This window comes from Algibacter sp., from assembly GCF_049667265.1.
Lineage (GTDB): Bacteria > Bacteroidota > Bacteroidia > Flavobacteriales > Flavobacteriaceae > Algibacter_B.
On sequence record NZ_JBATHX010000295.1, the window covers coordinates 1 to 2,636 of the forward strand.

Annotated in this window: 2 protein-coding genes; both read left to right on the forward strand. The window is 29.3% G+C overall.

What is annotated here, in order from left to right; all coding sequences use genetic code 11:
- The first annotated feature begins 2 nt into the window (after window positions 1–2).
- Window positions 3–158: a GIN domain-containing protein gene (locus tag WBN21_RS10800; protein WP_424200155.1), complete on the forward strand. Its 156-nt coding sequence runs from the start codon at window positions 3–5 to the stop codon at window positions 156–158.
- 189 nt (window positions 159–347) lie between these two features.
- The coding region (locus WBN21_RS10805; RefSeq protein ID WP_424200153.1) for a triple tyrosine motif-containing protein at window positions 348–2,636 on the forward strand (2,289 nt) is incomplete at its 3' end.

The window sequence follows — 2,636 nt, forward strand, 5'->3', positions numbered from 1 at the left end:
AAGTGTCAATTAATGCTGCAGGCGAAGCTTACGTAAACGCATCAAAAAAGGTTATTGCAAAAGTTAAAGCAGGAGGCGATATTTTCATTTATGGCAACCCAGAACAGATAGACGAAAGTAAAATGTTAGGAGGCCGTATAAAAAAAATGGACGATTAGTTTCTTATTGTTAAAACGCTCAAAACAGTTTAGTTTACAGCTTTAAATATAATAAAACAGAATAATTTTTATTCTGTTTTTTTTTGTATAGTGTTATTTCGTCAACTACCAAAACCAAACAATAACTATACTTCTTCCTGTTTATCCCTTATTTTTATTACCTTAGTACCTTTACAAAAATAAAATGTTGTGAAAAACATAAATTTTTTAGTCGCTCTATTTTTACTTGGGTTTATTTTTTCTGCTAAAACACAGGAGCGACCTCCAATAAATGTTTTTTATCCTGAAGACTATAATGGAGAGGCACAGAATTGGTCTATTTCTCAATCCGATGAGGGCTTCATTTATATTGCTAACAGTAAAGGTTTATTAGAATATAACGGAGCAAAATGGAACTTATATGAATCTCCAAACCAAACGAATCTGCGCTCAGTTTTAGTTATTGATAATTTAATATATTCAGGAAATTATCAAGATTTTGGTTTTTGGGAAAAAAATAATTACGGTGTTTTAAATTACACATCCTTAACAAAAGAATTAAATGTAGAATTATTAGAAGATGAAGAGTTTTGGAATATTTTGTCTTTAGATAATTCCATATTGTTTCAATCGCTTGATAGAATTCATATTTATAATAAATTAACAAAAGCTTATAGTGTTGTTAATTCTAAAACCAAAATGTCCAGGTTATTTAAGGAAGGGACTAATTTTTATTTTCAGAGTTTAAATAACGGACTTTATAAAATTGAAAATGGTGCCGCTGTACTTGTTTCTGATAACGACATTGTTAAGAATAATGTTATTGTTAGTGTTTTCAATAACAAAGGTAAAACCTTAATGCTTACTCAAGATAATGGGTTTTTTGAGTTACAAAATAATAATTTGACCCAATGGGATATTCCAGCCAATTCATTTTTAAAAAAAGTAAGTGTATTTAGTAGTATTCAACTTCATGATAAGAGCTTTGTGCTTGGTACAATCTCTGATGGTTTAATTCATCTTACCCAAACAGGAGAAGTTAATTATAGAATTAATCAATCTAACGGGTTAGGTAATAATACGGTTTTAGCGTTACATGAAGATGTCGAGAATAATATATGGTTAGGATTAGACAATGGAGTTAATTGTATAAATATTAAATCACCTTTCCATATTTACTACGATGAAAATGGAATGATTGGTAGTGTTTACACGTCCAAAGTATATAATAACTTTTTGTATTTAGGCACCAACCAAGGCTTGTTTTATAAGCCTTTAAAAGAAAACGAAAAAGTAAAATTTATTGAGGGTACCCACGGGCAGGTTTGGAGTTTAGATGTTATTGAAAACACGCTTTTTTGTGGACACAATTCAGGAACCTTTATAATTAATGATAATAAAGCGAGTAAAATTGCCAATGTATTAGGCACATGGCAAATTAAGCCTATTGAAAATCATAACAATTTATTGATTCAAGGAAACTATAACGGATTAAATATTCTTGAAAAAACAAATGGAACATGGAAATTTAAAAACAAAGTAGAGGGTTTTGATTTTTCAACAAGGTTTTTTGAGTTTTTAGACAATGAAGAAATCTATTTGGTTCATGAATACAAGGGCGCCTTTAAACTAAAGCTTGATTATGAATTTAGTCGTGTTTTAGAGTTTACTCAAGACACCTTAATGGATATTAAGTCATATTCCAGTTTGTTTAAGCACAACGAAGATTTACTGTTTTCAAGTAAAAATGGTGTTTTTAAGTATGATACGAATTTAAATAAATTTAATAAAGACACCTTGTTAAGTGATTTAATTGAAAAGGAAAATTTTGTTTCTGGTATAGTAGTTTCAGAACCGATAACAAATAAATTATGGAGCTTTACTTCAAATGGGATTAACTATAGCTCAGCATCTAAACTTAGTGGAAATATTAAAATCAATAACGTTCCTTTTCCTGAAGAGGTAAGAAAGGATGTTCTTGATTATGAAAGTGTAACACATTTATATGATCAACAATTTTTATTTGGTTCCACTACCGGATACATTGTTCTTAATTTGGATAAAATTGTTAATCAAGATTATAAAATTAATATTAATCAAATTGCTGTAAGTAATTTAAGGGACAATAATTCGTTTAAATTAGTTGACATTACAACAAAACCAGAATTTGAAAACAAGGAAAATAATTTACAGTTTTCTTATAGTATTTCAGCCTTTTCAAAAATGCAAAAACCAGAATACCAATATAAGCTGGAAGGCATGTATGAGGGTTGGAGTGATTGGTCCACAGATGGTACTGTTTTGTTTGAAAATCTGCCGCATGGAAATTATACATTTAGTGTAAGAGGGAAAGTAGGTAATGTGATATCTTTAAATACGGAGTCTTATCCGTTTATAATTGGTAGACCATGGTATCTTTCAAACCTTGCAATTGGAATTGCCGCTTTAGTGCTATTGCTTTTTTTATTAATAACACATAACATTTATAAACGCCATTAT